Origin of the sequence: Clostridium collagenovorans DSM 3089, from assembly GCF_900130005.1 — a bacterium.
GTDB lineage: Bacteria > Bacillota > Clostridia > Clostridiales > Clostridiaceae > Clostridium_D > Clostridium_D collagenovorans.
The window spans coordinates 287848-312832 of record NZ_FQXP01000004.1 but is presented as its reverse complement, the minus strand read 5'-3'; the positions used below and the strand labels follow the sequence as shown (position 1 = coordinate 312832).

21 protein-coding genes, 1 pseudogene and 1 other annotated feature are annotated in these 24985 nt (G+C 27.5%); of the genes and pseudogenes, 6 read left to right on the top strand and 16 right to left on the bottom strand.

The genetic code is table 11. From position 1 onward, the window contains the following. Positions 1-115: 115 nt before the first annotated feature. Positions 116-1723, bottom strand: a complete 1608-nt coding sequence (locus BUA48_RS05890) for a beta-N-acetylhexosaminidase (protein ID WP_072831049.1) — start codon at positions 1721-1723, stop codon at positions 116-118. A 211-nt stretch (positions 1724-1934) separates the two neighbouring features. Further along, complete coding sequence (locus tag BUA48_RS05885) at positions 1935-2396, bottom strand: hypothetical protein (RefSeq protein ID WP_072831047.1); 462 nt, start codon at positions 2394-2396, stop codon at positions 1935-1937. A 629-nt stretch (positions 2397-3025) separates the two neighbouring features. Between BUA48_RS05885 and BUA48_RS05880 the strand changes: the two genes are divergently transcribed. Then, entirely contained in the window at positions 3026-3313 is a 288-nt protein-coding gene (locus tag BUA48_RS05880) for a hypothetical protein (RefSeq protein WP_084666112.1), read from the top strand. Positions 3314-3567: 254 nt separating this feature from the next. Here BUA48_RS05880 and BUA48_RS05875 read toward each other — a convergent pair whose 3' ends face one another. The 9 genes from BUA48_RS05875 to BUA48_RS05835 form a co-directional block, all read right to left on the bottom strand. Further along, complete coding sequence (locus tag BUA48_RS05875; protein WP_072831045.1) at positions 3568-4569, bottom strand: sensor histidine kinase; 1002 nt, start codon at positions 4567-4569, stop codon at positions 3568-3570. Further along, positions 4566-5237 (bottom strand): response regulator transcription factor, encoded by a 672-nt coding sequence (locus BUA48_RS05870; protein WP_072831042.1) that lies wholly within the window; start codon positions 5235-5237, stop codon positions 4566-4568. Before BUA48_RS05870 ends, BUA48_RS05875 begins: the two co-directional genes overlap by 4 nt. Positions 5238-5357: 120 nt before the next feature. Further along, positions 5358-7361 carry an FtsX-like permease family protein gene (locus BUA48_RS05865; RefSeq protein WP_072831221.1) on the bottom strand — a complete coding sequence of 668 codons (2004 nt, stop codon included), beginning with the start codon at positions 7359-7361 and terminating at the stop codon, positions 5358-5360. After that, a complete protein-coding gene (locus tag BUA48_RS05860) occupies positions 7351-8118 on the bottom strand; it encodes an ABC transporter ATP-binding protein (RefSeq protein WP_072831040.1) in 768 nt (255 codons plus the stop codon). The genes BUA48_RS05865 and BUA48_RS05860 overlap by 11 nt, the downstream gene beginning before the upstream one ends. Positions 8119-8594: 476 nt before the next feature. Then, positions 8595-10301 carry a proline--tRNA ligase gene (locus tag BUA48_RS05855; RefSeq protein WP_072831038.1) on the bottom strand — a complete coding sequence of 569 codons (1707 nt, stop codon included), beginning with the start codon at positions 10299-10301 and terminating at the stop codon, positions 8595-8597. Between the two features lie 49 nt (positions 10302-10350). Next, positions 10351-10555 (bottom strand) — a binding site (T-box leader). Positions 10556-10838: 283 nt separating this feature from the next. Beyond that, the gene (locus tag BUA48_RS05850; protein WP_072831037.1) at positions 10839-11252 is read right to left on the bottom strand and encodes a hypothetical protein; all 414 of its coding nucleotides are present in this window, start codon (positions 11250-11252) and stop codon (positions 10839-10841) included. A gap of 116 nt (positions 11253-11368) precedes the next feature. Next, positions 11369-12364 (bottom strand): DUF7662 domain-containing protein, encoded by a 996-nt coding sequence (locus BUA48_RS05845; RefSeq protein ID WP_084666110.1) that lies wholly within the window; start codon positions 12362-12364, stop codon positions 11369-11371. 265 nt (positions 12365-12629) lie between these two features. Further along, positions 12630-12938, bottom strand: a complete 309-nt coding sequence (locus tag BUA48_RS05840) for a nucleoside triphosphate pyrophosphohydrolase (RefSeq protein WP_072831035.1) — start codon at positions 12936-12938, stop codon at positions 12630-12632. A 183-nt stretch (positions 12939-13121) separates the two neighbouring features. Continuing rightward, positions 13122-15587: a DEAD/DEAH box helicase family protein gene (locus BUA48_RS05835; protein WP_072831033.1), complete on the bottom strand. Its 2466-nt coding sequence runs from the start codon at positions 15585-15587 to the stop codon at positions 13122-13124. Between the two features lie 591 nt (positions 15588-16178). On the opposite strand from BUA48_RS05835, the gene BUA48_RS05830 reads away from it, so the two are divergent. Beyond that, entirely contained in the window at positions 16179-17474 is a 1296-nt protein-coding gene (locus BUA48_RS05830) for a DUF4026 domain-containing protein (protein WP_072831031.1), read from the top strand. Positions 17475-17568: 94 nt separating this feature from the next. On the opposite strand, the gene BUA48_RS05825 is transcribed toward BUA48_RS05830, so the two are convergent. Beyond that, positions 17569-17937 carry a DUF2116 family Zn-ribbon domain-containing protein gene (locus BUA48_RS05825; protein WP_072831029.1) on the bottom strand — a complete coding sequence of 123 codons (369 nt, stop codon included), beginning with the start codon at positions 17935-17937 and terminating at the stop codon, positions 17569-17571. A 62-nt stretch (positions 17938-17999) separates the two neighbouring features. Next, positions 18000-18221: a YdbC family protein gene (locus BUA48_RS05820; RefSeq protein ID WP_072831027.1), complete on the bottom strand. Its 222-nt coding sequence runs from the start codon at positions 18219-18221 to the stop codon at positions 18000-18002. Positions 18222-18582: 361 nt separating this feature from the next. Here BUA48_RS05820 and BUA48_RS05815 point away from each other — a divergent pair, with 361 nt between their 5' ends. Continuing rightward, positions 18583-19368 (top strand): phosphorylase family protein, encoded by a 786-nt coding sequence (locus tag BUA48_RS05815; protein ID WP_072831025.1) that lies wholly within the window; start codon positions 18583-18585, stop codon positions 19366-19368. Between the two features lie 24 nt (positions 19369-19392). Then, a complete protein-coding gene (locus BUA48_RS05810; RefSeq protein WP_072831023.1) occupies positions 19393-19761 on the top strand; it encodes a hypothetical protein in 369 nt (122 codons plus the stop codon). A gap of 353 nt (positions 19762-20114) precedes the next feature. Here BUA48_RS05810 and BUA48_RS05805 read toward each other — a convergent pair whose 3' ends face one another. Further along, positions 20115-22409 carry a YecA family protein gene (locus BUA48_RS05805; protein ID WP_072831021.1) on the bottom strand — a complete coding sequence of 765 codons (2295 nt, stop codon included), beginning with the start codon at positions 22407-22409 and terminating at the stop codon, positions 20115-20117. A 459-nt stretch (positions 22410-22868) separates the two neighbouring features. Between BUA48_RS05805 and BUA48_RS05800 the strand changes: the two are divergent. Next, a pseudogene (locus BUA48_RS05800) lies at positions 22869-23234 on the top strand (site-specific integrase); the annotation flags it as partial. Continuing rightward, positions 23221-23361, top strand: coding sequence for a site-specific integrase (locus tag BUA48_RS16015; RefSeq protein WP_084666108.1), 141 nt, complete (start codon positions 23221-23223; stop codon positions 23359-23361). The pseudogene BUA48_RS05800 and the gene BUA48_RS16015, both read left to right, overlap by 14 nt. 106 nt (positions 23362-23467) lie before the next feature. Here the strand turns inward: BUA48_RS16015 and BUA48_RS05790 are convergent, their stop codons facing one another. After that, on the bottom strand, positions 23468-23689 hold the full coding sequence (locus BUA48_RS05790; protein WP_072831017.1) for a hypothetical protein: 222 nt from the start codon (positions 23687-23689) through the stop codon (positions 23468-23470). Between the two features lie 16 nt (positions 23690-23705). Further along, positions 23706-24512, bottom strand: coding sequence for a Shedu anti-phage system protein SduA domain-containing protein (locus BUA48_RS05785; protein WP_072831015.1), 807 nt, complete (start codon positions 24510-24512; stop codon positions 23706-23708). Positions 24513-24985 lie beyond the last annotated feature (473 nt).

Below are 24985 nucleotides of genomic sequence, written 5' to 3'. Positions count from 1 at the left end.
TATATAGTCTCCAATTTAATTTTCTACCTTTGTATTTATATACACTTATTTTATAAGTAAAGTTAGATCTTATAATAAAAAATGCTTTATTATAATATGTATATTAAAATCTTAATTATTTATTATCTCCCCAAATGCTGCTATCTTTATAATAATTGATGCCTTCGTAATTCATTCTTGATCCTTGTTTTTTAAGTCTAAGCTTATATTCATTCCAATCTCTGCTTTCTTTAGGAGTCCAGCCAATTTCAGCATAACCAGGTAATCTTGGATATATCATATAATCCATTTCTTCTACCTTTGATATAGTTTCTGTCCATAAAGGTGCTTCGATTCCTAAAACTAACTCCTTAGGTGCAAAATCTGTAGGGTCCCAATTATAAGCAGTTTCAACTGGAATATAACCAGCCCAATCTAATCCATAAGGTGTACTTTCATCATACTTCATATCTAAGTAAGCTTTTTTTGCAATAGATATAACCATCTTCATATTTTTCTTTCTAGCAGCTTCATTAGAATCCTTCCAGTTTTGAAGAACAACACTAGAGTTTATTTGAGGTGCCGTATCAATAGGGTCCCAGCCAATTGGAGTTTTTCCATACTTCTGAACAATACCAGATACTTTACCTACAAAGTAATCATAATCATCCTTTTTAGTACTATCTGCTTCATCTCCTCCAATATGAATATATTTAGAAGGTGATATTGCTGATACTTCCTTAATTACATCCTCAATAAATTCATAGGTTTTATCGTTATGAGTCATAAAAGAGCTAAAACCTACCTTAGTTCCAGTATATAAAGGCTTTTTTTCACCATTTTCATTTAAGAAACCATAGGATGCCAAAGCAGCATTACTATGACCTGGCATATCAAACTCTGGAATTATTTCAACATACCTTTGCGCTGCATATTTAACTAAATCCTTAAATTCCTCTTGAGTGTAATAGCCACCAGGACCACCACCAACCTCAGTACTTCCACCTATTTTAGTTAAATCAGGATATTTCTTTATTTCTAGACGCCATCCTTGGTCATCACTAAGATGTAAATGAAATCTATTTATCTTATATTGAGCTGCAAGATCAATTTGACGCTTTACCTCGTCTACAGTAAAAAAGTGTCTTGCAACATCTAACATAATTCCTCTATAACCGTACTCTGGCTTATCTTCTATTGTAGAGACAGGTATACTCCACTCAACATTAGTAACCAAAGTATTTTTTTCAATTTCTGAAGGCAATAACTGTCTTAAACTTTGAACAGATCTTGAAAGTCCCTCTGGATCATAAGCAATAACCTTAATCCCCTCAGGAGTAGTGTCAATCTTATAACCCTCTTTACCCATAGATTCTTCTCCACCTACTGTAGTTAAATAAATACTTCCAACAGGCACTTTATCATCATTTATAACCTTTAATTCAAAACCAGTTGCAGGTTTTAATTTTTCTTTTAAAAACTCTGCAATTCTATTAATTTTCTCTGTTTCGCCTTCATTATTGCCCTTAACATAAATAGCAGCATTCTTTTTAAGTATAAACTTTCCATTACCTTGTTTATAACTTAAAGGTTTAGGAATAATACCATTACTCCCTTCAACAGCTAAAGTTGGCATAGACTCACTGCTTCCTCTTAAAACCATAGTCTGAGAAGTAGTTATAAGTATAGTAAATATCATAATTATAGCTATATTCCTGCTAATCTTCTTAAAATTCCTTTTCATTTGTTCACCATCCTTGCATATAAAAACTATGCTTATTTATACTAAATACTAATATGATATTTTAATTTTTCTCTTCAATATTAATTTATAACCCAAAACCTAAAGACTATACCCAAAATATTAAAATTAATAAATTAAGACAAAAAAATAAGGCATTTCTCCGTTGAAACAACCTCACTTAGTAACTAAAAATTATATTGCAAATAAGAACTCATTTTTTTCCTTTTCTATTAAACTCTATAACCACCTTACTAAGAGTCATAAGTATACCTATGAAAGCAGGTATTATAATAGCTGACAATGAAAATATATTTAAATTAAACAAAACCTCAAATATTGGTATGAAAGGTACTGCCAGTATAATACATATATTCAAAACAACCTTTGGAAATATACACGTTGGAGTGCTTTGAATATATGCTGCATAAAAATAATCCTTATCAATAATAAGTATTATGAATATGACTAAAATGTAAGTAAGAAAAAATAATGCACTTTGGCTTTCAACCTTAAATAATCTAAGAGATACCAAAAACACTACAGTATTAAAAAGTACTATTATCCATGCAAAATTATTAACAGATATAAAAGGCTTCTGTGTTGCCATACCTATAATTAAAGTTGGAATGATCAATATCACATAAATCAGTAAAAATTTTTCTTTGTCTTTCATTTATTTTCTCCCATTTTAGTAAAGTATTTGTTAATTTACTTATTAATTATACAATATTATTTAAAAATAATGTTGATTTTCTTGAAAATTAAGTATATTTCAAAAATAAAACTAAACAACATATATATTCTCCCCATGGTTCCACACTATAATTGCACCTTTAAGATTTAAATTTTTTATATAGTATAAGGTAAATTGTACTAACATTGTATTTATGATATGATTAATTAAATTTATAGTAGGGTTTACTTATGCTAATATTAAGCGATTTAAAAAATACTGAATTAAAAAACTACATTACCTCTGAAGAAAATTTCGAAATATATACAGATGCTTGAAAATTTTCTCAAAAATCATCATAGTGAAAATATAGAGATTTACACTGTGATTAACTGCGGTTTTATTGAAGAAAATCAAAATGTTCATGCTATAGAAATGATGAAAATATTAACTAGTAAACCCTAAACTTTCAAAAATAATATTCATAGCCATGGGAACTCAATTTTGGAATAGTAAAGCTAAAACCAAGGGACTATGTAAAAAAGACTTGTACAATAAATACCATAAAGCACTTTAAATAATATTTTAAAAAAATAGCTGAAGTTTAACGATAAAAAGGAGATATTTCTATGATTAAAAGAACTATAAAAATCATACTAAGTATTCTATTAGTTATTATAATATTATTAACAACTTTCTTTGCTGTAGACTTCATAAGAGCTAAAAATAATAAAAAGCCTATTTTTTATATTCCAAGTCTTACAAAAGAGTGTAATGATGGCGGTACCATGACATATTATGGTTTAGGATATAAAGTAATAGATTTCCATAGATCAAATGGATATGATGAAATAAAATTTGGTTCATGGTCAATGGATTATGACGACTTTAAAGATGAATTCGGTCCTGACAACTAGTGCTAATAAGCTTTGATATATTAAGCTCAATTAATTATAGATTTTCTATATTATAAATATACTTAAAAACTATGCTGGCTTTCAAAGGTAATATTACGATAAAATCAGCATAGTTTTTTCCTTAAATATATCTATTTAATACAACCTTCATGGATTAACTTCAATATAAATTTGCCATTTTAATCATATTCTTATACATAAATGACTTTAATCAATATGAAATTATATTTACTATTTATTTAAATCAACTTTATCTACAACTTGTATTTAGGAAATATTACGCTTACCCTTGTTCCTTTATTTTCTTTGGATTCAAGTTTTAATCCTAAACCTAATTTATCACAAAGCTTCTTGCATAAATATAATCCCATACCAGTACTTTTTCCAAAGATTCTACCATTTTCTCCTGTGAATCCCTTTTCAAAGACTCTATTTACATCTCTATCTATTATTCCAACTCCGGTATCCTTTATATTTAATACCACAGAATTAGAGAATTCTTTAGTTTCAACTTTAATACTACTTTCCTTTTCTTTTGAATACTTTATTGCATTCCCTATTATTTGATTCAATATAAATTCAAGCCATTTTGCGTCACAGTACACAATTTCAGGAATATCATCTAACTGCAACACTATCTTTTTGCTTATAAAATCCCTATGATTCCTCTTTATAACCTTTCTTATTAATTCACCAAGCTTAACTTCTTTTATTATGTAATCCTTACCAACCTCATCACTTCTTGAATAATATAATACCTGTTCTACATAATTTTCAATTTTATCTATTTGAGTATCTATCTTCTTAGTAACTTCATTGCTATTATTCTCGATTAAAAGCTTAGATGATGCTATAGGAGTTTTAATTTCATGAACCCACATTTCTATATATTCTCTATACTCCTCTTGCATATCTCTATAATATTTAACATTCTCATGCATATCTCTGCTTAAAATCCTTAATAACTCATTAAATTTCTCACCTACTAAAAAACTCTCTTCTTCTATGACTTCAGGCAATAAATACTTTTTATCTAGATTCTTCAAAACATTTTCTATATTACTAAAATACCTTTTATATTTTATATAATCTATAATCATATAACTAAATAAAGGCAAAAACCATATACACCAAACTACAAACATCATTACTAAACTAGTTTTTACAGCTACCATACTGCTCATAACCACAATAAAAAAAATAATATTTAAAGATAAAAATACAGCCTTTTCCTTTAAAAAATCCAAAATTTTCATATCATTATATAACCCAGCCCTCTTCTTGTTTCTATAGCATTCATTATACCAATACCCTCTAATTTTTTACGCAACCTAGTTATGTTAACAGACAGTGTACTATCATCAACAAAATAATCCGACTTCCATAAATGCTCTATAAGAGCTTCTCTAGACACTATAGCTCCCTTATTTTCTATTAAATATGAAAGAATTTTAACCTCATTTTTAGTTAACTCTAGCTCCTCATCCTTATATAGAACAGTAGCATTAGATAAATTCAATTTAAACTCCTTATAAGTTAAACAACTGCTTATTGTTGAATTTCCACTAGTTCTCTTTAGTAATGCTCCAATTCTAGCTAAAAGTATCTCTGTATTATAAGGCTTTGTAACAAAATCATCGGCCCCTAAATTCATACTCATTAATTCATCCATATCACTGTCCCTACTAGTTACAATGATTATTGGAACCTCTGACTTTTTTCGTACTTCTCTACATATGTAATAACCATCATAAATAGGCAAGTTAATATCTAATAATATAAGATCAGCTTTCTCATTTAATATAAACTCTACTATATTTTCAAAATCCTCTGAAACTACAACTTCATAGTTATATCTTCTTAAAAAGCTTTGAAGCTCCTCTCTAATTATACTATCATCCTCAACTATAACTATCTTTTTCAATTAACCTTCCTCCCATAATAATCATAGATTTCTAATAATATTATCCCAATTACTTATTTAATTAATTATAGCAAAAATCTATTCAGTGCAACATCTTGCTCTAAATAGATTTTTATATATCTATGCTATTTTGTTTTTAACAATATTTTTATAACCAGTGTATGTTGTGTAAAAATATATTCCATATACCACAATGAAAATAAGCGCTGTTATAAAAGATGATGCACTTATATCCGTACTACCATACATAGTAATAAACTCATTAGTTACCTTTATACCAACTATAGAATGAATAAAGGCTAATAAAACTGGAAGACTAAAGTAAATTAAAGTCTGATAAAATATAGTCTTGTTTATACTCTTTTTATTTGCACCAAGCTTCTTTAAAGCTACATATCTATTAATACTATCACTTGCTTCACTTAATTGTTGTAAAGCTAAAACAGCCATGCTACTTATTAGAAAAACAATTCCTAAATATATTACTACAAACAATACAGTAGTACTCATACCCTTGACTTCCCCATAAACTTCAGTTCTAGTATTCCCTAATGCAAAGCCTACCTTATCATAATCTCTATTAGGGTCACCGTAAACTCGGTTCATATTAGATATAAAATCACTTTCTCTTTGAATTTTATCGTTTCCACCAAAATTAATATTAATATTACTTGAAGATAATTCTATACCATTACAAAAATCATCATTAATTATTATTGATAACATATTATTTTGCATATAGTAAGTTCTTAAATTATGCTTAATTACTTTATCATTTTTTATTTTATAGACCTTATCCTTAATTTTCACACTATGATTTTCACTCATATATTCTTCTATATAAGGTAATACCTTAGAAAAATTTGATGTAATTAAAACCTCATTATCTTGTAACTCTATAGGCTCCTCATTATCCAATTCTCTTATTCTATTATACTCAGAAACTTTAATAAAACTCACATGAAAATACATATCCTTAACATCATTATTTAATGTAATAATATCTGAAATCACAGTATCATCTCTGTACTCATTGTAATATGCAATCTTATCATCCTCATGAAAATTAATACCTGCAACCTTAAAGGCTTCCTCAATACTTTGAAGCTTGTAATCGGGATTTATAAACATATTAGCACTTGCATCAAAAGGAGTTGCACCCTTTAATCCAGCCTCCAATGCTGACTTAAAGCTAAAGCCAGTAGATAAGACACATATTGTAAGAAATAACATCAAAGAGATAACACTCATAGATAAAAAATTAGTATTAATCTTACTATTTATTTGTTTTATTGTAAAAATATTAAGTCCCTTAAAATAAATACCCTTGCTTTTTTTAACTATATACAACATAAATCCAGCTAAGCTAAAGAAAAATAACACCGTACCTATTACACCAAGTATAATTGACATAAGAAATTTAGGATCCGAGGCAATTAATCCAACATCAATTATAAACTTATACGCTGTAACTAAAGATACCATAGATAAAACAAAAGCTATCAAATAAACAAATGGACTCTTAAACCTTATCTCCTCTGTTTTCTTACCCACTGTTAATAAATCAATTATCTTATACTTTGAAATAACATAAGTATTAAATATCATTACAAGCATAAACATTATGCCAAAATAAAGCACAGTCTTACCTATAGCAGCTATAGATATTACAAAATTATATTCACTCATCTTAACTTCAAAAAGCTTAGAAACTACTACAGATAACCCCTGAGATGTTATAAGCCCTAGAATCAATCCACTTACCAAAGATAACATACCAACAATAACTGTTTCCATAATAAGAATTCTAGAAATCTTTTGTTTACCCATGCCCAAAGTCATATAAATACCAAGCTCTTTATTTCTCTTTTTTATTAAGAAATTATTAGCATATAAGATAAGACTTCCTAGGATAACAGCAACAAAAACTGATACATAAGATATAATTTGAGTAAGCATACTCGCATACTCCTTACCTGATGCAGACATCTCGACTAGTGCCTTCTGTGACTCTATGGAATTAAAGCTATAAAATATACATACTGCTAAAGTTAAAGTTAAAAAGTATATCGTATAGTCCTTAAAGCTCTTCTTTACATTACCAAAAGCTATTTTAAAATACATTCCCATCATCCCCTCCAATTAAAGTTATTACCTCAATTATTCTATTGAAGAACTCCTTTCTAGAGTCATTTCCCCTTACTAATTCAGTAAAAATATTACCATCCTTAATAAACAAAATTCTATGAGCATAACTTGCAGTAAAAGCATCATGAGTAACCATTAAAATAGTTGTCTTTAAATCCTTATTTAAACTCTCAAACCTTTCAAGCAATAACCTTGCTGATTTTGAATCCAATGCACCTGTTGGCTCATCTGCAAGAACTAAAGATGGATCAGTAACAATAGCTCTAGCTGAAGCAACTCTTTGTTTTTGACCACCAGACATTTGATAAGGATACTTATGTAAAACATCCTCAATATCTAAATACTTCACTACGTCCTTAATCTTCCCCTCAATTTCACATGGCTTTTCACCCTTAATAGTTAAAGCTAAAGCTATATTCTCATATGCTGTTAAAGTATCTAACAAATTAAAATCTTGAAATATAAAACCAAGCTCATTTTGTCTAAACTTATCAAGCTTCTTTGACTTCAATCTTGTAATATCCTCATCATTTATTACTATTTTTCCTGTTGTAACAGTATCTATAGTTGAAATACAATTAAGTAAAGTAGTCTTACCACTACCAGAAGGCCCCATTATACCAACAAACTCCCCCTCATCAACTTGAAAGCTTATATTATCTATAGCCTTTGTTACATTGTCTCTATTCCCATAGTACTTCTCAATCTTCTCAACCTTTAAAATATTTTTCATAACCCTCTTCTCCTCTCCTAAATCTATTATTAAATCTATATTTACATCATATTATTGGCCTTTAAAACCTCTTCATCATACCCAGCAAAAATAACTAAACATATCATCTTAAATAATTCATATATCTTCAACAAAAATCATCTCCTTATTTAAAACCTATGAACTCAGTATATAGTATTAACAACTTATTAGATATTGATTTACTTTTCATTAACATTACATTTTTGTAATATAAAAAAGCTTAAATTATAACTATAACCTTTCTACATTATTACCGTGTTAATATAATATCAGCTCCTTAAGCATTTATTAAAGTACCTAAAATAAAAAGAACATTATGAACTCCCTTATTCACTTAATAAATGGAAGTTCACAATGTTCTTTTAATACCCATTTTCAATTAATTTATTTAACCTCTAAAAGCACTATCCCCTCTTTAAATCCACCTTTTGCTTCTAGCTTTTCATTTTTTTCTATTAATTCTTCTTCACTATAAAATCCTGTACACGTTGTAAAAGCGAATCAATGCTTATTTCTTCGATATTATCATTACTTCTTTCCTTATATTCAACTATACCTTCACTTATCTTTCTACCAATGGTAATTCTAAGTGGTATACCAATCAAATCAGCATCCTTAAACTTAACACCAGCTCTTTGATCCCTATCATCCAAAATAACATCAAGTCCTATGCTCCTTAAACTCCTATATATATCCTTTGCAGCATTCATTTGTGCCTCATCCTTATGATTAACTGGTATTACTATAACCTTATATGGAGCAACTTCAAGAGGCCATATTATTCCCTTATCATCATGATGCTTTTCTATTATAGCCGCTAATGTACGTGTAACTCCTATACCGTAACATCCCATAATCATAGGCATATTCTCACCCTTTTCATTTAAAAAGTTACATTGCATTAAATTACTATATTTAGTACCTAATTTAAATAACTGACCTACCTCTATACCTCTTTCCATTCTCATTAAATTTCCACAATGAGGACATTTATCTCCTTCAGAAGCATCAACTAAATCTAGAACTTTCCCTTTAAAATCAACTCCAAAGTTCACATTTTTCAAGTGATAGTTTTTTTCATTTGCTCCAGTGTAGAAATTACTTAACTGCTGAATTTCCCTATCAACTAATATTTCAACATTTTCTAAATTCACTGGTCCAATATATCCAGGCTCACTACCTGCCCCTCTTATATCCTCTTCACTTGCCATCTCAATATATTCCTCAATAGTCTTAAGTTCATTAGCAAGTTTAACCATATTAAGTTCTCTATCACCTCTTATTAAAGCTAAAACAAGTTTACCATTTACTTTAAACACTAAAGATTTAGCAATTTTAGATCTCTTCTCACCTAAAAATGTACTAAGCTCCTCAATCTTACTATTATCAGGAGTATAAATCTTTTCACAGCATAACTTTACTTCTTCACACACTTGATTTTCTAGCATAAATTCAGCTTTTTCCTTATCAGCAGCATAACTACAATTATTACAATATAAAATATCACTTTCACCAACTTCACTTAAAGCCATAAATTGATGAGAACCAGCTCCACCAATTACACCAGTATCAGCTAAAACAGCTCTCCAATCTAAACCACATCTAGAGAAAATTTTGCCATAAGCATCATACATCTCTTCATAACTTTTATTTAAACCAGCCTCATCCTTATCAAAGGAATAAGCATCCTTCATAATAAATTCCCTACTCCTTAGCAAACCAAACCTTGGGCGCATCTCATCACGATACTTATTTTGAATTTGATATAAGTTAATAGGTAACTGTTTGTAAGAATTAATTTCCCTTCTTACTATATTAGTAAATACCTCCTCATGAGTTGGCCCAAGACAGAAAGCCCTTCCATTCCTATCTTCAAGTCTAAACATTTCCTTACCATAATCACTCCATCTCTCAGACTCCTCCCAAAGCTCCCTTGGTTGAAGTGCAGAACATAAAATCTCTTGAGCATCCTTTTCATTCAACTCTTCTCTAATTATATTTTTAATATTATCTAAAACTCGTAATCCTAATGGTAAATAATTATAAACACCAGAAGTAAGACTTCTTGCTAAACCCGCTCTAATCATAAGCTTATGACTTGCAATCTCACTATCATTAGGTGCCTCTTTAAGGGTTGGTATAAACATCTTAGACATATACATAAATATACTCCTCCTATCATGATAAAAAAATAAAAGCTTCCATCTCAAATATTGAGACGAAAACTTTCCGCGGTACCACTCAAATTGATTAATTTAATAATCCAACTTTATATAACTTTAACGGGTTAAAACCGGTAAGCTTAACTTACAACTAATAGAGTAGGTTTCAACAATTAGTGACCACAAAATCTTCCAGCCATGAATTTTGTTCTCTTAAGATATAACTGTTTACTGGCTCCATTCACTGTCTTTAATCTTTTAAATTCCTATGATGATATCATAGGAAAAGCAATCTTGTCAATTATTTCGTTATTTACAAACTATATTTTCCCTTTATATACATTTGAATATTCTTAATATTTGATTCAAATTAATTTATTTCTAATTTCATATAAGTTCATATTATCTATCTTTATATTATGATAATCCATAAATTCACCAAGAACTTGACTTTTGAGTTCTCTTCTAAAGCAAATTGCCAACCAAATAATAATTTTATTTTTTGATTTTTATAAAAATTAAAATGTTTTTATTTATCTAATAACCGTATAACGAGCTTAATATCCACTTTTTAGCATGTCTAATATTGTATAAAATTATTATCTCAATAGCTAGTCCTATAATAATTTTGATTAATATTAGCTTTAAATTTAATTCATTCACTCCTTCTAAGATATAAACTAACATCTTTGAATTTATTAATACAATACTTCCATATAGAATAGATCCTAAAACAGGCGCCTCTCCTTTATTATAAACTATTCCTACCATATTATAACAGATACCATATAAAATTATTCCTCCTAATAAATAATTAAATATATCTGCTAACATTGAAGCTGATGAACTTAGTGCAGAACCTGAAAAATATAGTTCAAATAATTTAGTAAATGGATTGGGAAATATATATGTTCTTAAAAGTTCACTTATTACACTAACTAATATATACATTGAGTTACTCCTCCTTTTTATATTATTCCCATTAGCTTAATAAAATAAGTTATAAAAGTTTATCACAATACATTTATAGAGCTCTTACCTTATAGAAAGTTAATTTAATATGATCTCTACAAATGTTTGTTCCAATTATCATAACCTATTTGCCATAAATACATATCAAGTAATTTCATTTCAGAGTAATTATCACCACACTTGTTAACTAATAGTTTGCATTCATCAAATGCTATTTTATTTGCTTCGTAAAAGCTTATTAATTCTATCAAAGATGTTTTATTATACATTTGAATGCCAACTTTCTTAATTTTAAGTCCTAATTTTAAAAATCTATCATAAGCAGGTACGCATCCAAATGTGCCCATTAATATTTTAGTAATTAATGTATCTGATACTTCTTCTAAATCATCAAGACTTTCTCTTTTTTTTATATATATTTTCTTTATTTTTTCACTAATCTCTAATACTAAATCCACCTTATTTCTTAGATCTTCACAATTTATATCCCATAGAGAAGTATATTTTTCTTTTAGAATTTCTTTTACCACTTCATTATGAACTTTGTAATCCTTTTTTAAAAGAAAAGATGATCCTCTATACATTCCCCAACTAGCAAGATAAAAAGCTAAGTGTAAGCACATATTATCTGTTATTTCTTCGCTAGTTCTAAATCTATTATTTAAGAAGTATTCATGACAATGTTTCCAAGAGTTGTATCTACTATTTTCATCCTTCAAAGTTTCACTATAATATTTTAAAACATTCACTATTATATCTTTTTCTTGTAAAATGTAATTATCTAAGTATGAAACTTTATTTGAATCAATTCTAGTAGCAATTCTTGTTTTAGCATTTTCTAATTTAACCTTATCTAAAATTATAATTCTATTTTTCAAATCTAAACTTTTCAGTATATATCCTTCATTTATCCAAGCTAATGGGAATGTATGTGTCTTAGATAAGCTCCAATATGCTTGATAATTATATGCTGACTTACACATTTTTTCTCCTAATATCGATTCAATTTCTAAGAAACTTAGAGTAATAGTATCTTCATCCTTATCCCTTAAATATTGGGATAACTTGCTAAACTTATAGTGTTCTCTCATATCATTGCACCCCTCATAATAACATTCTATAAAAACTTTTATTATATAGATCATATTTACAAATAAACTGTTTTTTCTATAATAAATCTATCCCTAATTCAAAATTCATTTATATTTTTATCCAATACAAATAACCTTCCTTAATTATAATTAAAAAGCTTACGTCTCAAATTTTGATACGCAAGCTTTCTTAATGTCATTAAAGTTTATTTAATTGTTCAACTCTTATTTTTGAAAAATATTATTATTCTATTTTTCAATTAATTTATTTAACCTCTAAAAGCACTATCCCCTCTTTAAATCCACCTCTTGCTTCTAGCTTTTCATTTCTTTTTTCTATTAATTCTTCTTCGCTATAACCAAGATTTTTAGCTAATCCAAATAAAACTTCCATTACATCTGCTAACTCTTCTAAATTCTTATCTTCTAAGTATTCATTAACTTCTTCCATTAGCTTTCTTTCTAATAATTCAGCTCTTTCTTCAATTGGAACTACCTTCGTTACACATTCTTTCCCATCTGCTTTTATTATCTCTGGAATTCTATCTCTAACTAATTTATCGTATTTTTTCATTTTAAATATCTCCTTTATATATCTCGTGTATATCCTTACACAAGTCTTAATTTTACTTATCTTATATTATACATAGACTAACATATAAACTATGTAGTCTATAATTTGATTATTTTAGCATTATAATTAATTCTAACTATACTACAAAATTATCATTAAATCGTACATATTATTATATCATTTTTACTTTATCATTCTATTTTTATAATAAGTTTTTAATCTAAGTTCTATTGCATCATTCATATGCATTTTAAAGCTCTCATTTTTAAAAAATTCTTCTAAGTCTTCGCTTAATCCAAGCACATAATTTTCTCTTTCCTTTACAAAGTCACCATGTGTTAAAAGCATAAATTTCACAGGATTTTTTACAGCTAACTTAATCCACTCTTTTTTTCCCCATGAATCTAAGTTCTTCTTATCTTTATCATTTTTTATGTCTATTATATTTGAACCATTTTTATAAAACTCTTCAAAACTTTCATAAACATCCTCTTCAGTTATGTTAAGTTTTATATCTCCCTTATTATAAAAAGCTTTAAGTAATGGAACTTTATATGTCTTACTCATGCTTGTTGTTTCTATCATATTAATGAATTCTCTTGCTCTTGTATTATAAAGCAATTCTTCCTCTTGCGTAAGTTCATTTAATTCCTTTAGGAATTCCAAATAATTCGTAAATGGATTAATAGCACTTTTAGATTTTATGTTATCATATATATCATCATCCATTAATGTAAAGAAATCTATTCTAGAAGGTTTTACTCCCACTACTTCTTTAACTCTATAATATTCCTCTTTGATTTTATCCTTTATACTCATTTCTCTTTCCGCTAACTTTTTAAATATATCAACAAGCCTAAAATCAAAATCAACTATACAATCCTCTGGATAACTATATTCATCTAACTTCTTAATTTTAACACCTACTTTAGAGTAAGCTTTTCCAGCTAATAAAAATGGAATTAAATCAGCTTTCTTATAATTTCCTATAAAATCTAGTACATTTAAGTATTCTTTTCCCTTTGATTTTCTAAGTCCTCTACCAAGTTGTTGTAAAAATACCGTTGGTGAAGCTGTTGGTCTTAGGAACATTACCATATCTATATCCTTTATATCCAATCCCTCATTGAACATATCAACAGAAAATATAACTTGTACTTCACCCTTAGTAAGCATTGAAATAGCTTTATTTCTCTCTTCTGAATACTCACCCATTTCACCTGAATAAACAGCTATTGCTTTAACACCCTGTTCTGTGAAATATTGAGCCATATACTCAGCATGTTTTTTAGATGCACAAAATCCCATAGCTCTTTTACTTGAGTATTTTGAATAATGTTTAAGTATAAGATCAGCTCTAGCTTCTACCATTACCTTTTCATTTAATTGATTATCATCATATTTTCCATTTTTATAATCAATATTATCATAATCCACAGTTTCATCATAAACACCATAGTATCTAAAAGGAACCAACCAACCCTTTTCTATAGCCTCTTTTAATCTAACTTCATACACAAGATTGTAATCGCAAAGTGCAAATACATCCTTAGAATCTAAACGTTCTGGTGTAGCTGTTAAACCTAAAAGAAACTTAGGTTTAAAATATTCAATTATCTTTTTATACTGTGAAGAAACTGCATGATGAAATTCATCCACTACAACATAATCAAAGTAATCTTTAGGAAATACTTTTTCATTTAAGTACTCATCCTTTCCTAAGGTTTGAACAAGTGCAAAAATTAATGATTTATCCTTGTGTTTTTCTCCACCATAGAAAAATCCAACATCATCACTTTTTCTAACACTCTTGAAACTCTCAGCAGCTTGTTTTATTATTTCTTCTCTATGCGCTACAAATAATACTTTCTTATAATTAAAAGAATCAAAAGCAGCAAGATATGTTTTACCTATACCAGTAGCAGCTACTACGATACCTTTATCCAAGCCCTCATTTCTAGAGTTTTGAAGTTCATAAAGCGCCTCTATTTGAGCACCTTTAGGTTGAATAAGTTCAGTTACATTAGGATTTTCCTCTGACTTCTCTTCTATCTCCTTAATTATCTTAGGCTTTTTCCAAACCTTTGAGTATTCCTTAAGAACCTCATCATCTACAATAGTAGAATGGTTTAAAAATAAACTTTCAAACTCTCTATAAAAAGCATTAAAATCTTCTTCATTACCATTCTTATCAAACCTATAATTCCATTCAACTGAACTAGTTAAAGCACCATAAGAAATATTAGAAGAACCAACATATATCTCTGAATTATCATCATTATGAAAAATATAAGACTTTGGATGAAATGATTTATTAGTAACATTATATAATCTTAAGTCTACCTCATCCCCAAACTCCCCTCTTATTAAATATAAAGCAGCTGGTTCAGTTATATTAAGATAGTTTCCTGTTAAAATTCTAATTTTAACTCCTCTACTAACAGCTTCTTTTAAATCATTAAGAATAAGTCTAACCCCTGATACCATTAAAAATGACACTATAATATCAATGGATTTAGCCTCTTTAATACTTCTCTTAAGTCTTATATATAAATGTTCATTTATACCCGTTATTACGTTTCTATTACACTGATCAGTTAAAATCCCCTTGGATTCTATATTAAATGTTTCCTTTTGTTTAATCCCCATAAATTGCTCCTAAATTCTTTTTAATCCTCACAACTATATATTAATAACAAATATCTTTTCTAAGCTAAAAATAGTTTTTCTAAGAATTTTTATATACTAATTATATCAAATAATAAATGAATTTTAAAATTATTATTCTTTGATTGAAAACATACATCCCTAAGTAACATCTATATTTAAATTAGGATATATTGAGTGTATTATTAAAAATATATATTTAAAATTACATATCTTCTTAGTATACCTATATTACTTAATATACTACACACACTATTTATACATAAAATATTTTTTATGGTATAATTTTGTATATATTCCAAGATGAAAAAAGATATTTTTTTCAAATTTAATATATGCTTATGAACATTTTTTAATTAGAACTCTTATCAAAGATAGCGAAATCCTTTAATCTCTAAGAAAAATTATAACTGAACTATATTCAGGTTTAAATCCATTGAAATAATTTAGTATATATAAATAAACTGAAGCTATATATTTACAGTACTTCTAAAGAAATTAATAGTATAAATAAGTTCTAAATAGTAACGATACTTTTAAAAATTTCAAAAAATATTTATAAGGAGTGGTAAGATGGAAAATAATGAACTGTATAATTTAATTGAAGATGGACAAATAAATACTCCATCAGAGATGGGGATAATTCTTAGGGAGGATATTGAAACTTTAAGTTATGAGGAGATTTTAGATAGATTACAAAAAAGTGATTTATTTAAAGACGTTAGACTCTTAAAAAATGATGATGAAATTGTTGGATCAATAACATATGAAGATTATAAATATGATATAAAAATATATATAGGTGGAGCAATAAGTGCTGAAATAGATGTTTCTTCACTTAGCAGTATGAATGGACTATCAGAGGATGAATTGTGTAATATAAACAAATCAAAAGTGAATATTCTTACTGTAATGAGATTTAGTACAAATGCAGCTCACTCATATTTAGCACAATTAAAAATATTAAATTGTATTTCAAGTGACTATGTAGCATTAATAGATTCAAGCTCTGAGAAAATAACCTCTGGAGAATGGATGAGACTAACCTTAGAAGATGACATTGAGCCTTTAAATATGTATCTATACACTATTCATGCTGTTTACAGTGAAGAAAATGGACTAAAAAAGTACTGGTTTCATACTCATGGATTAAGTAGATGTGGTTGTATAGAACTAGAAATGCTAGAAATAAGTGATGAATCATCAAACCATTATCAGGCATTAAACACACTAGCATCAAGATTTGTTGAAGAAGGAATGATAAAAAGAAAGCACTCAATACAAGTTGGATATGCAAGTAGTATTTATTTAAATTACACATGGATACCTTGGGAAGAAGCCTTAAAGGAGTATACTAAGAAATCTTTTTTTAAAAAGAAAGTTGATATTTTAGGAGGTTTAGAAGATAGAGATAATTATCATAGACAACCATCAGGAGTATTATTTGCAGTACTTAATAATAAAATAGAAAAAGTTACAAGATATAATACTCTATTTCACAATAACCCTATATTTTTTGTTACAAATAGAGAAAGTGAAAAAATGTCTTTAAGTGCTAAAAAAAGATTAAATTATTTTAAAAGTGCCTTTGAAAAAGAGCTTTTAGAAAAGGTTAATGGTTATACATTCAAAGCTGGCATACTAACTGATGACGCTTCAGATGAGTATGATAAAGAGCATCTATGGTTTGAGTTAAAAGAGATTAAAGATGAAGTTTTAGTAGGAAAATTAATAAATGATGCTTATAGAGTAAGTACTATGACAAATGGTGAAATATATGAAATACCTATAAATATGCTTACTGATTGGACTATCTATAGTGAAAAAGGTACCTTCGTACCAGATAATATATACAAATACTTTCAATAGTAAAATCCAGTATTAAAATAAAATTTTAATACTGGATTTTTATTATTTATATTAGATTTATATTTTAATAACTAATTCAGAATACACATCTGATTTACATTATTAAACAAATTATAGTTACTATCATAATTACTACTGCTAAAATTCTAATAAGTAATACGGTCTTTTTTACTCCTAGTCTGTCAAATGTCTCTGGTGTACCAAAAGGTAGTGCTAACATTGTCCCACATAGTAAGAACATTGCCATTGCAACAGTTGAAATACCAAAAGTAACATTTGCTACTGTTACTATAGAGCCAAAAAAGGTTACTATTATACTAATAGCCACTAAGACTCCAAAGAAATTTTTTCTTTTTTCTAAGAACTTATTAAACTCCTTATACTCATGCTTACATTGATCATTACAGAATTCTTCATTGTTATCTATTATAGATCCACAATAAGAACACTTATTTCCACTCATTATAATTCCTTCCTTTCAAGATTATAAAACTCACGACTTTTCATTAACGAAGAAAATTAATATTATAAATCTAAAGCATTCAATAGTTTCTTAAGTTCTCTCAACTCCTCTAAACTTAATGTTATACCTTTACCCATTTTTTCATGTCCTGGAGCCCAATCTCTTAAATCATATTTAGGTTCTTTATCATTCCAGCTAACTAGGTTAAGTTCTTTTTTCCAACCCTTAGCTGATTCTGATATTAGCCCAAGCTCCTCTTTTATTTCATACTTAATCTCTGCCATAAAGCTCTCCTTCTTATCGCTTACTTATAAAATTGTGACCGTTTTCAAATTTATAAGTATATTTAACCTTAAGATTAACTTCGCTTAATCTGGTTAAAGTTTCAAATAGTTAATATTAATTTTATTCTACCATATAATTATTTTTATACAACTAAATATAAAACTCCTTTTAAATAATTTAATAAATTTTTAACTATATGATTTTATTTTGAAAACATCTCTAAAGTCATTATCTCTTCTAAAGCATTCCGTTGTTTCTATTTTTCCTTAATTTTCATCCACGTTATTCATTGTAAAATATATACTTAATTAAAATAATAATGTAAAATTTAAATAAAATAACGTAATAAGGGAGATCACTATGTATAACTTTTTAATAAATGGTCATTTAAACTACGGTACTTCAAGGGAGCTTCTTTGCAAGACTTCCTTAGGTTGTGATAGTACTTCTATTAGAGAAACTGTTATTGTTGCACCTTGGTGGGAGCCTGATAGATTAGCTAATATAGAATCAACTTTAATTAAAGATGGTTGTATTAAGGTCTGGGATTGTACTTTGTTTGATAAAAAATTTACTTTTATCAAAACAGGTATGGGTGCAAGTATGTGCACAGATGCAATACTAGCTTTAGGTACTACTAATTGTAAGAAGCTTATCTTCCTTGGTTCTTCTGGTGCACTAAATTCAAATATGAATATTGGTGACATTGCAATTCCTTTATTCTCTATCTGTGGTGATGGGGTATGCAGGTACTTACAGAAGGATATTACTAAGGATTGCTTCGGTGAAAAATACTATCCTGATGATGAGTTTAATAATACACTTATTGATAAAACTAAAAAACTATGTAGTGATGAAAATGTTACTTATCATTTGGTTAACAACTTTAGTATTGATACTATATTTGCTGAATTTGCTCATTTGGAACACATTTTAAATTTAGGCTGTAATAGTATTGAAATGGAAACTGCTGCTGTATTTAAGGCAAGTTCTCTTTGTAATATACCAGCTGTAGCTATTTTCAGTATATCTGACAATACTCTTCAAAAGAAGTCCCTATTCAACGAAATAAATGAGGAAGAACACCTATATAGAAAGAAGATACGAAAGGAACTAATTCCAAAGATAATTTATGAGATTATTTAATAAAACTAAAAGGAGGACTTTATTTTGTATAGTGAAGATTTTGCAGAATGGCTGGATAACTGTTTAAAAAAACTTCCCTCTAAAGCTGTAGCTATTAACTTTAATTTGTATGAAGGTTCTGATAAAACTTACGATATTCAATTAATAGCAACTGATAGCTTTAATGAAGATGATGAAGATTGGGCTTGTGAAGAAATTTTTTCTACTGAAGAAAATTTATTTCTTATACCAATAACTAAGGATATTGAGAACTGGGAAGATGGTTTACTTCTTATATCTAATATAATTAAAAACTATCTTAACAATGGTAAGCATGCTACTATGCTAAAAGAACTAGAAGCTATAGGACTTGGCTTTGTAGATGGTGATATTGAGCTTTTATATAAAAAGTAATACTTGAGGCAAATTGTGCTTATAGTTAATTCATAAACACAATTTGCTTTATATTAATTTAAGTACTTTATCAACAACTTCTTCAACACTTAATTTAATATTACTATAAAAAATCAAATCTAAATGATGCAATGTTTAATACAATACTATTTTAACATATTATTCTTGTTTCATATAACTATTTATGTCTTTTATACGCTTGAGAGCCTTGGATTACTCTTTATAAAAACTTGTTTTCGAATTAAAAGTATAAGAACATCTCCCTTATCCATTATGTACAAAGGGTCTTTTTTAGTAATATTTCGTCCATTATTTCTATTTAGTGATGACTCATTGATGATCTTTTTGATGACTCAATTCTTACCATGACACTTTTTGAATTTTATACCACTTCCACATGGACACATGTCATTTCTCCCAACCTTATTAGCCCAAGTTAATGGTTTAGTTAGATTTTCTTCAACTAATTTATCATAATGTAAATTTTGTTCTTCTTCCCATTTAAAATACATTACCTCGTTAATACTCCATAATGGATCATCTATAAATTTACAAATCCCAATCCACTCATATGATTTTTGTTGATACTTCTTTAACCTACAATACCCTTCTAGCCTCTTCCCTACATCCGCTCTCATCGATGATAATGCAGTAAAAATTGTAACTCCAATTCCAGTTCTTTTGTCATTAGGATTATTTAATACTATAGATGTTACATCATGAATTTTTTTATCTACTTTCGTTCTTTCCATCTGTAACTTTAAATTATCAATAATCTCATTTCTAGTAAAACCATCTAATTCCAAAAGTGATACTATTATATCAGTGTAGCCAAATGTATTTAACTTTTCTATATCAATTAAAATTCTTTTAAAATCATTGTCTATATTCTGTTTAATTATTAAATCCTTGTTTTTACTTAAATAATATTCATTTATTATTTCTGAAGAATCAGGAATCATAACTAAATTATATTCCTCACAATCATCATAGTAAAGATTATTCTGTAAATAATGAATAAATAAATCTAACTCATCATTACACTTTATTTCTGCTATTTCATTTGAGCGATTATTTATTTTTAACCTTCTATGAATATAATGTATGAATTGAAAAGGATATTCAATAAAATCTTTTATAATATCTAAATCATTGATATTTACTGACCAGGGGTACTCATCGTTGTTATATAGTCCCATTTGTTTGAATTTATTAATTGATGTTGCTACTTCTCCAAAATTCTCCATCGTAGTATTTATTATAAAAACCTCACTATAATCACTACCTCTAATCTCCACTACTTTATTTCCATTTTCATCATAAAATATTGCTTCTTCATTATCATTTATATATTGCTTGGCTCTACTCGCTTGCTCAAAAGCATATTCAATATTTTCTTTAATATTGTTTTCTAATTTTTTTAATGCTCCTCTCCTTGCTGGTGTATGAAATAATCCACTTTTAGATTCTACTAAAAATATCTTATTATCATATACTAATAATAAATCCAATTCACATCTTCTAACTTCTCCTGTATTCTCAACAAAATCATAAAGTAATGATTCATATGATTTAGAACTTGGTAATATTTGTTCTAATATAACCTTTGTCCTATTTTCAAGATAATCTCCCTTGTTTTTCTGATATTTATCCCATATTTTATTTTTTTTCATATCATTCTCAATTTCATATTGAATGGTTGAAATTAAACTAGAAAGATTAGATACTACATATTTATCATTATATCTCATTATTGGTCTTTCCCTTATAATATTGTTATCTGAAGGATACTTAAATTTTTTATTTAAATCCTTATTGATTTCTGATGAAAATCTATCTATAAACTTTCTAAAGGATTCAACGTTAGTTATATCTTCTTCCTCGCAGAAACTTTCAATTGTAAAAGTTAGTGTACCTTTATATGTGCAATCAAAAAGAAATGCTGCACTACTTTGTACTAAATTTTTCTTTTTACCTTTGAATATTTTTTTGAATATTGATAGTGGCAAATTATTCTTTATGTTATCTTTGTTATTAATTAATTCATTTACCATATCTTCACTAGAATTAATAATATTATTTCTACATTTATTTAACAACCTTTCATATCTCTCTTTTATCTTTTCAAAAAATAATATTGCTTCTCTTATTGTAAATCCTTCATTTTTCATAATCCATTCATCATATTTTTCAAATAAACCAACCATTTGATTTATTATTTGATCTCCAAATGCATCTCCTCTTACGATACCATAATTAATAGATAAAGAAGAGATCATAATATTCTTTTCATTCTCTTTATTACTTTTAGTTTTATCTATTCTTCTATAATAGTCAGATAATGTCCATAAAGTGAAAAATTTATTAATACAATCTTGGATTTTTTGAATCCGTTTTGGAGCAATTTTATTATTATTATTTTCATTATATTTCTTCTTCAACATTAATCCGCAAATATACTCCAACTGTGATATTTGTAAGAAATTACTGTCAGAATAATTTTCTTCAGAAAAAATTGATATTACTGACAAATATTCCATTAAGTTGATAGGATTAATATCTGTAATTAACTCATCAATTTCTAAAAATAAATTTTCAAGTTCTCTAGGTGTATTTTTATTCAACTCTTCAAAAAATTTTTTTACCATAAATTTTATCTCCTTCACTACTTACTATACATAATTTTAACACAAATGGTTTCTAAAGTAATTATATTGATTTAGAACTCATATAAATCATTTCAAGGTTAAATTCAGTAGTATTTAGGGGGTGCTTTAGGTTTTATTATCTCTATAAGGAAATCGTTTCTAAAATTCCCTTTCGATTCTGAAACCACTTTTTATAAAGTTTCCAAATAAAATTGAATTAAAAATTTGATTTTCCTCTATTGGTTATTTATATTGTATTGACTGTAAATACTTATACAAACTTTTGTTGTTTACAACATTTACAAATATAAATATTGAAATGATTGATGTTTATGAGAATCGAAGAAAACTACATTTATTTTACTAAAGGAGATAACAAAATAACTTTTAATGATATCAATATTAGAAGATATTCAAAGAGTTATAAATTCTGCACCTACCTAAACTCATAAAGTTGCTTTTACCTTAGGTTTTCAGATGGGCATGAGGCGTGGAGAAATACTAGGACTTACTTGGGATAGTATAAATTTTGAGGAACAAGAATTGAGTATAACTAAGCAACTAGTATTAACTACGAAAGGACCTATATTTAAAGAACCAAAAACTAAGGGTTCTGTCCGAATTAATCCAATACCTAATTCAGTATTTAAACTATTGCTTGAACTACAGGAATATCAAAAATCTTTAAAGGAGAAAGTCATGGTAAATGAACATAATCTTGTTATATGCAAAGATAATGGATGTAATTATAATCCATCTTCACTAACTAGTAGTTTAAAGAGAACTCTAAAAAAAATTAAATTTATCAGAGATGCGATTCCATGACACTAGACACTGCTGTGCACAACAACTTTATCTTTTAGGTGTTGATGAAAAAACAGTTAGTGATCTATTAGGACACTATACTCCTGTTTTACTAGAAATACTTATCAACACAGGAACAAAAATATGATTAAAAATGCTCTAAATGCCTTAGATACAAGCCTTAACGGACAAGCCACACAAGAATAATTGTGTGGCTTATATTATTCTATAATTCTATTATCATTTAATATAGCCTAAACATATGCTGGTCCTCTAACTATATTGTTTATCTTTCCTGGTCCATCTAACGGTAATAAGTTATATGCCTTCTTAAAATCATTTTTATTTAATGGGTAGTTTGTTCTATAAGGAATAATATCATTTCCCTTAACTTTATATTTAAATTCAATATTACTTTTAGTTACAAATGTTTTTCCTTTATTAAAAATTATATTTTTCCACACCACATCAAACATATATATTCTCCCATATTTAATATGATAATTTTCCAATAATATTTTTAGAGAAATCTAAAAGATTATCATAATGTAAAAGTATTATATTTTGATCTTTTTGATATTCTCTCTTTATGCAGTAAGTATTTTCCTTAAAATTTTCTCTTCTTCCTGCAATTACAACATAATGTATTCTTGTTGAATCATATTCTATAAACTCACTTGGTAATCGATCATGATCTCTAATATTATTGGCAAAATTTTCTCTAAGTGATTGATAATTTCTATCAAGCCATCTTTTCCAATCCTTAGTTTGTTCAATTCCTTTTCTAAATACTCCCCCTAATTTGCCATCCTGTTTAGTTATACTACCACAAGGATGTTCTAATTCAATAAATATAAATTCATAACCTCCAGAACTTTTTCCTACTAATAAATAGTCTACTCTATAAGTTATACCTAACTGAAATTCTGGAAAAATATATGCTTCATGATGTCCAAAATTATATTGTGAAAATATAGAACCTATAATGTAATATGCCTTATTATCTTTTATATAATTCAATATTTCTCGTTCATTACAATTAGAATCTAACAAAGTTTTAAAACCTTCATTAAACGACTGTAATTTTTCTATATCCTTTAATTCAACAATATCTAAATAATTATTAGGAAATAATTGATCATAATATCTTGCTGCTTTCGGATATTCTCTAAACAAATTTCGTTTCCCTATTGGTAATCTACTACCATCTTCATTATATTTTTCTCTCTCTAGAACCTCATCCCATTGTTTCCTTTCTTCTTGTGTTAAGAACCTATAATCTCTACCAAATAACCCCATGTTTCCTCCTAAAATATATTTATATAACTCTTCACTTTAAATCATATACTCGACAAGAGCCATCTCTATCAAAGTTAAATCCAACTGGTCCAATGTTTAAGGTGATACCACTAAATCTTTTTGTTATATTTCTAATGAAGTTTATAATCATAGGACATCCCCCTTTATTCTCTTGTAATTTTGTTGGCTCTTGTAAGGCATGAACCTTGTCCAATATACTTAATTCTATTTTAACATATTATTCCTATTTTATACATTTATTTATGCTTTTTATATGTTTGATGAGCCTTTGATGACTCTTTATAAAAATAAGGATTTTCATAAACCTAATAAAGACTCATTAAGCCATTATGTTTTCAGTATTAATCACAACTTAATATTTCCCTCCAAATATTAAGTTAACTTGTTTTCTAGATAAATTATATTATATTGCATTGAGCAATATAGCACTTATCAATCTATCATATGATACA